This window comes from Autumnicola aciditolerans (assembly GCF_041679265.1).
Classification (GTDB): Bacteria; Bacteroidota; Bacteroidia; order Flavobacteriales; family Flavobacteriaceae; genus Autumnicola.
Map to the genome: position 1 here is coordinate 267,977 of NZ_JBGFSM010000005.1, position 7,416 is coordinate 275,392.

The following is a 7,416-nucleotide window of genomic DNA, read 5'->3' on the forward strand; positions in this document are numbered from 1 at the left end:
GAGTTGTGAGTTGTGAGTTGTGAGTTGTGAGTTGTGAGTTGTGAGTTGTGAGTTGTGAGTTGTGAGTTGTGAGTTGTGAGTTGTTTTCGCTCTGCTCAAATTTTTATTCCATGAGAAAATGAAGAGCTATAAAGATTTAGATATTTACAACCTTGCCTTTACCTATGCTATTGAAGCGCATAAAGTTTCCCTAAAGTTGCCGAAGTATGAACTCTATGAACAGGGAAGTCAATTACGAAGGTCTTCCAAAAGCATTAAAGATAATATTGTGGAAGGATATGGGCGTAGAATATATAAAAAGGATTTCCTGAAATTCCTTACCTATGCTCATGCATCTCTTTTAGAGTGTTTATCACAGTTGGAAATGGTCGATGAATTATATGACATTGCGGAAATTAAAGAGCTTAAGCAGAAATATGACATTTTAGGCGGAAAAATTTTTTCCTTTATACAGTATGTTGAGAAGAATTGGAGAACATGATCTTTGCTATTTACAACTAATAATTCACAACCGCCAACTGACAACAAAATTGCACCTACTAAAATCATACATAAATTTCCTCCTAAAAAGCCAAAATCAGCATGGACTGCACTCCCCTTTTGTTTACGATCTGGTGACAAAATGTTTTTATGATAAAAAGAAATATCCTGCTTATAAATTGTTGGAAGAGTACAGAAAAAGTCTGCTTCAGAATAAAGAAAAAATAGAGGTAACCGATTTTGGGGCGGGTAGCAGGGTATTTAAATCCAACAGCAGAAAGGTTTCAGCAATTGCTAAAAATGCAGGCATCACTAAAATGCGGGCAAAGCTTTTGTACAGGCTGGTAAACTATTTGAAATGTAAAAATGTGCTGGAGCTGGGTACTTCCCTGGGCATCGCCACTTCTGCGCTTGCTGCCAACAAGAAAACCGCAGTGACCACTATTGAAGGTTGCCCCGAAACTGCAAATATCGCCCGTCAAAATTTTGAGAAATTCAGACTCGATAATATTAATCTGGAAATTGACAAATTTGAAGAGGTGTTTAAGAAGTGGAGAGTGGAGAGTGGAGAGGAATTAGGGAAAAGAGAAAATAGAAAAGAGAATAGAGACAGAAGACAGGAGACAGGAAAAATTATAAATCCTAAACTACCAGCCACGAACTACGACCTGGTGTTTTTTGATGGCAACCATCAGAAGCAATCCACGCTGGATTATTTCAGGCAAACTCTGTCTTTTGCACATAATGATTCCGTATTTATTTTTGATGATATTCACTGGTCTCCCGATATGGAAGCCGCCTGGGAAGAAATTAAAAATCATCCGGTCGTCACCGTTTCCATAGATACATTTTACTGGGGCCTTATTTTTTTCAGAAGAGAACAGGCGAAGCAACATTTTGTGATCAGGTTGTAGACTGTAGGCTTTAGGCTTAAAAAAAATACTTGAACTATTCACTCTCCACTTTCCTCCTTTCTCTTTTTAACTTTTTCCCTTTTTTACTTTTCTACTTTTTTACTTTTTTACTTTTCTATAGATGTAACAAAACTTATTAACTTACGTCCTATTAGCAGCAAAGTTTAGCATTTATGAGTAAAGTCATTGAAATTAAAAATATCACCCGGGATTTCCCGCTGGGGCAGGAAGTGGTAAAAGTGCTTAAGGGAATAGACCTGGAAATTGAACGTGGAGAATATGTGGCTTTTATGGGCCCTTCCGGGTCTGGGAAATCCACACTTATGAATCTGCTGGGGTGCCTGGATACTCCAACTTCCGGTACGTATATCCTGAACGGCAAAGATGTGAGCAAGATGACAGATGATGAACTTGCTGAAATAAGAAATAAAGAAATAGGCTTTGTTTTCCAGACCTTTAACCTCTTACCCAGGACTACCGCGCTGGACAATGTGGCTTTACCAATGGTTTACGCCGGCTATTCCAAAACCGAAAGAACCGAACGGGCAACAGAAGTGCTCACCAATGTTGGGCTTGGAGACCGGATGGATCATAAACCCAACCAGCTTTCGGGCGGGCAGCGACAAAGGGTTGCTGTTGGCCGGGCTTTGGTTAACAAACCTTCTATTATCCTGGCAGATGAACCTACAGGGAACCTGGATTCTAAAACTTCGGTGGAAATAATGAATCTTTTTGATGAAATCCATGCTGCGGGAAATACGGTTATTCTGGTAACTCACGAAGAAGATATTGCAGAACACGCTCACCGTATTATTCGCCTTCGTGACGGAATAGTGGAAAAAGATGAACGCCGGGAGATGGTTAGAAATTAATTGTGTTTTAAGACATTCTTCCGTAGAATGCATTTCCTCTTTAGCTCCTTAACTTTTACCTTATCCAGGCATACCCTCTTTTAAAAGTAAGGAAGCTTTTTGCCTATTTTGAATGATGAATTTTAAATTGGTTGTATCCTTACCTATCTCTGCACATTTTCCCTCTTTTCTCCATTTACTAATCACTAGCAAACCCCCCTCCGGCCTAGGGCCATCCCCTCCTAAATAGGTGAGGAGCTTTCTATATTTATAAATTCAAGCAACAGCGATAAAAACCCTTCACCTCTCCACTTTTCACTTTTCACTTTTCACTTTTCACTTTTCACTTTTCACAAATTGTCCGTTAACAATAATATCTTTATCTTAGAAAAAACAATCTTCAAAGGATGATAGATTTGGACCAGCAAACCTGGCTTTATCTCGCGATTATCGCCGTTGCTTTCATCTTCTTCAGGTGGACTTCCAGGCGTGCAAAACAACATCGGCACGAAAGGAAAAACCGTAATTTCAGAAGAAGATATGAAGACCGTAAGCGTGGGCATCATAAGACCTTTGAAGATCCAGAGGAGAAATCTTCAGGAAAATAAGCCATCTCCCTTTCCCTCCCTTATTTTCTTTGTAAATTTGATTTGCCAGAGGCAATTTCTTCCGCCTCTAAACTAAAGAAGATATGAAGATTTACACCAAAACAGGAGATAAAGGAACAACAGCTTTATTTGGGGGTACGCGAGTTCCCAAACATCATATAAGGATTGAAAGTTATGGGACCGTAGATGAACTTAATTCCCATATTGGCCTGCTTAGAGACCAGGAAATTGAAGAAAATGATAAAATTAACCTTATGAAGATCCAGGACAGGCTCTTTACCATTGGCTCCATACTGGCCACAGACCCTGCCCGTGCCACCCTTAAAAATGGAAAAGACAGGTTGAATATTCCTAAATTAACCAGCCGGGATATAGAATTCCTGGAACAGGAAATTGATATCATGAATGAAGCACTGCCTGAAATGACTCATTTTATACTTCCGGGGGGGCATCAAAGCGTGTCATTTTGTCACATTGCACGCTGTGTATGCCGGCGGGCAGAGCGTATGGCCACAGCATTAAATGAAATAGAGGCTTTTGATGAAAGGGTTTTAAAATATCTTAACAGGCTTTCTGATTATTTATTTGTACTGGCACGAAAATTGTCAAAATACTTCCGTGCTGAGGAGGTAAAATGGATCCCCGAAAAAAAATAACTTTGCTGTCTCTGTTTTCTTCTAAAATATATTCTTCCGGGAATTAAAACTGGAATAAGTTCTTAACAGTATTGATTAATTATTAGATTTTTTTCTTGGCTATATCGGTAAAAAAATTATTTTTGCAGAAATTATAAACCGATTTCAACCATGTATTGGACTTTAGAATTAGCATCTTATTTAAGTGATGCGCCTTGGCCTGCCACAAAAGACGAGTTAATTGACTATGCGATTAGAACCGGAGCTCCATTGGAAGTTGTTGAAAATCTACAGGCCATCGAGGATGAAGGAGACTCCTATGATTCTATTGAAGAAATTTGGCCAGATTATCCCACAGATGATGATTATCTCTGGAATGAGGATGAATATTAAAATGAAACATAAAAAATAAAGCAAAAAAGTCTCCAAAGTGAGGCTTTTTTTTTGCTTACATTTGAACCCTATTAAAACAAAAAACTATTATGAGTTTTTTAGATTCTGTATTAAAAGTATTTGTTGGCGACAAGTCCAAAAAAGACGTCAAGGAAATACAACCCATAGTTGAAAAAATAAAGGCTTTTGAAGCTGAATTTGAAGCCCTGAGCCTGGACGAATTAAGAGCTAAAACATCTTCATTTAAAGCAAAAATTGCTGAAGCTCTTGAAGAAGTAAACCAGAAGATTGCCAGCCTGGAGAAGGAAGCAGACGAATCTGAAGATATTACCAGAAAAGAGGATATCTATACTGAAATAGATGCTTTAAAAGACAAAGCTTACGAAATCTCTGAAGATGTTCTAAATGATATCCTTCCGGAAGCCTTTGCCACGGTAAAAGAAACCGCCAAACGTTTTGTGGCTAATTCCGAGCTTAAAGTAACAGCTTCAACCTTTGACCGGGAAATTTCCGCAGAAAAAGATTACGTGACTCTGGACGGCGACAATGCCATCTGGAGCAATTCCTGGGATGCTGCCGGTAAACCGGTAACCTGGGATATGGTGCATTACGATGTGCAGCTTATTGGTGGTGTGGCCATGCACCAGGGAAAAATTGCCGAGATGCAAACCGGGGAAGGTAAAACACTTGTGGCAACGCTCCCTATGTACCTTAATGCCTTAACCGGGAACGGGGTGCACCTTGTAACCGTTAACGATTACCTGGCAAAAAGGGACAGCGCATGGATGGCGCCAATTTTTGAATTCCACGGGCTTAGTGTAGATTGTATAGATTACCACAGGCCAAATTCTGCCGCACGAAGAAAAGCATATAATGCAGATATTACCTACGGAACCAATAACGAATTTGGGTTTGATTACCTAAGGGACAACATGTCCCACTCTCCAAACGATTTGGTACAGCGCCCTCACAATTACGCGATTGTGGATGAAGTGGATTCCGTATTGGTGGACGATGCCCGTACCCCGTTAATTATTTCAGGTCCTATTCCTAAAGGAGATATTCACGAGTTTGACGAATTAAAGCCTGCGGTTGCCAATATTGTAGAAGTACAGCGCAAACACCTGGTGAAAGTTCTTGCAGAGGCAAAAAAACTAATTGCTTCAGGAGATACCAAAGAAGGCGGAAAGCAGTTGCTAAGGGTTTACCGAGGCCTTCCTAAAAACAAAGCACTCATCAAGTATTTAAGTGAAGAAGGGATCAAGCAGTTACTGCAAAAGACCGAAAATCACTACATGCAGGACAACAACCGTGAAATGCCTAAAATTGACGAGGAGCTTTATTTTACTATAGATGAAAAGACTAACCAGATAGACCTTACCGATAAAGGAATAGAATACCTTTCTGCCAACGGGGATCCGGATTTCTTTGTAATGCCGGAAATTGGGATGGAAATTGCCAAAATTGAAAAAGAAGATCTTCCCAAAGAAGAAGAAGCGGAGAAAAAAGAAGAACTTTTCCGTGATTACAGTGTGAAAAGCGAGCGAATCCATACGATGCGCCAGCTTCTAAAAGCTTATACTTTATTTGAAAAAGATACCGAATATGTGGTGATTGAAAATAAAGTAAAGATTGTAGACGAGCAAACCGGCCGTATCATGGAAGGCCGCCGCTACAGTGACGGCCTACACCAGGCGATTGAAGCCAAGGAAAGCGTTAAAATTGAAGACGCTACACAAACCTTCGCTACGGTTACCCTTCAGAATTACTTCAGGATGTATCGTAAACTATCCGGAATGACGGGTACTGCGGTAACTGAAGCTGGAGAATTGTGGGAAATCTATAAACTTGATGTGGTAGAAATTCCTACTAACCGTCCTATCGCCAGGAAAGATAAGGAAGACCTGGTTTATAAAACCAAGCGCGAAAAATACAACGCGGTGATAGATCATGTAACAGAGCTTTCTAATGCGGGCAGGCCGGTACTTATTGGAACCACTTCCGTAGAAATCTCAGAATTGCTTAGCCGTATGCTTAAGCTAAGGAATGTACCCCACAACGTATTGAACGCGAAATTGCATAAAAAAGAGGCTGATATTGTTGCCGAAGCTGGGAAATCTGGTATTGTGACCATCGCCACCAACATGGCAGGACGGGGTACCGATATAAAGCTGAGTAAGGAAGTAAAAGAAGCAGGCGGTCTGGCCATCGTGGGTACAGAGCGCCACGATTCCAGGCGAGTAGACAGGCAGCTGCGTGGGCGTAGTGGCCGGCAGGGAGACCCGGGAAGTTCACAGTTTTATGTTTCCCTGGAAGATAACCTGATGCGACTTTTTGGATCAGAACGTATTGCAAAATTAATGGACCGTATGGGCCTTGAAGAAGGTGAAGTGATTCAGCATTCCATGATCTCCAAATCCATTGAGCGTGCCCAGAAAAAAGTGGAAGAAAATAACTTCGGCATCAGGAAAAGGCTGCTGGAGTATGATGATGTGATGAATGCGCAACGTGAGGTAATTTACAAGCGCCGTTATCATGCCCTCTTTGGTGACCGTTTGAGAGTAGATATCGCCAATATGATTTTTGACACTTCTGAAGCTATTGCCGAAACCAATAAAGCGGCATCTGACTTTAAGAATTTTGAATTTGAACTTATTCGGTATTTCTCCATGAGCTCCCCTGTTTCTGAAGAGGATTTCGCAAAAATGAATGTTCAAAAAATCGCGGGAGAAGTATATAAAGCCGCTTATAAACATTACGAGGAGAAAATGGAGCATAGTGCTTCCAGGGCATACCCGGTAATAAGGCAGGTTTATGAAGATGAAAGCAATAATTTTGAAAGAATTTCAGTCCCATTTACCGATGGTGCAAAAACACTTCAGGTAGTCACCAACCTTGAAAAGGCTTATGAGACTGAAGGGAAACAACTGGTTAAGGATTTTGAGAAAAATATCACTCTTGCCATTATAGACGATGCCTGGAAAACTCACCTTAGAAAAATGGATGAGCTAAAACAGAGTGTGCAGTTGGCGGTTCACGAACAAAAAGATCCGTTACTGATCTATAAATTTGAAGCGTTTGAACTTTTCAAAACCATGATAGACCAGGTAAACCGTGATGTAATTTCCTTCTTGTTTAAAGGAGAAATTCCTGAAGGGAATACTTCCAACATTCATGAAGCGAGACAAACAAGAAGGCGTGAAAAAGTAGAAACTACAAAAGAAGAAATTCCTAATATGGATGAACGGGCCGCACAAAGCCGTGCCGCCGGGCAGCGCCAGCAACCCAAACCTCAGGTCACTGAAACTGTGGTGAGAGATCACCCAAAAATTGGCCGGAACGACAGGGTCACCATTAAGAACGTGATGAGCGGAGAAAATAAAACGGTGAAGTACAAACAGGCCATTCCGCTTCTGGATAAGGGGGATTGGGTGCTTGTAAATGAGAAATAAGACGTTAGACGTTAGACGTTAGACGTTAGACGTTAGACGTTAGACGTTAGACGTTAGACGTTAGACGTTAGACGTTAGACGTT

At 40.7% G+C, this 7,416-nt stretch carries 7 protein-coding genes; all 7 read left to right on the forward strand.

The features are described 5' to 3' along the window. Positions 1–118 precede the first annotated feature (118 nt). Positions 119–481: a four helix bundle protein gene (locus tag AB8M93_RS07415; protein WP_373056936.1), complete on the forward strand. Its 363-nt coding sequence runs from the start codon at positions 119–121 to the stop codon at positions 479–481. A gap of 49 nt (positions 482–530) precedes the next feature. Then, the gene (locus AB8M93_RS07420; protein ID WP_373056937.1) at positions 531–1,394 is read left to right on the forward strand and encodes an O-methyltransferase; all 864 of its coding nucleotides are present in this window, start codon (positions 531–533) and stop codon (positions 1,392–1,394) included. A gap of 173 nt (positions 1,395–1,567) precedes the next feature. After that, a complete protein-coding gene (locus AB8M93_RS07425; RefSeq protein WP_373056938.1) occupies positions 1,568–2,266 on the forward strand; it encodes an ABC transporter ATP-binding protein in 699 nt (232 codons plus the stop codon). Between the two features lie 386 nt (positions 2,267–2,652). Then, positions 2,653–2,853 carry a hypothetical protein gene (locus AB8M93_RS07430; protein WP_373056939.1) on the forward strand — a complete coding sequence of 67 codons (201 nt, stop codon included), beginning with the start codon at positions 2,653–2,655 and terminating at the stop codon, positions 2,851–2,853. Between the two features lie 83 nt (positions 2,854–2,936). Next, the gene (locus AB8M93_RS07435) at positions 2,937–3,509 is read left to right on the forward strand and encodes a cob(I)yrinic acid a,c-diamide adenosyltransferase (protein WP_373056940.1); all 573 of its coding nucleotides are present in this window, start codon (positions 2,937–2,939) and stop codon (positions 3,507–3,509) included. A gap of 150 nt (positions 3,510–3,659) precedes the next feature. Continuing rightward, a complete protein-coding gene (locus AB8M93_RS07440) occupies positions 3,660–3,881 on the forward strand; it encodes a DUF2795 domain-containing protein (protein ID WP_013070580.1) in 222 nt (73 codons plus the stop codon). 89 nt (positions 3,882–3,970) lie between these two features. Next, on the forward strand, positions 3,971–7,333 hold the full coding sequence (gene secA / locus AB8M93_RS07445) for a preprotein translocase subunit SecA (RefSeq protein ID WP_373056941.1): 3,363 nt from the start codon (positions 3,971–3,973) through the stop codon (positions 7,331–7,333). The last annotated feature ends 83 nt before the right edge of the window (positions 7,334–7,416 follow it).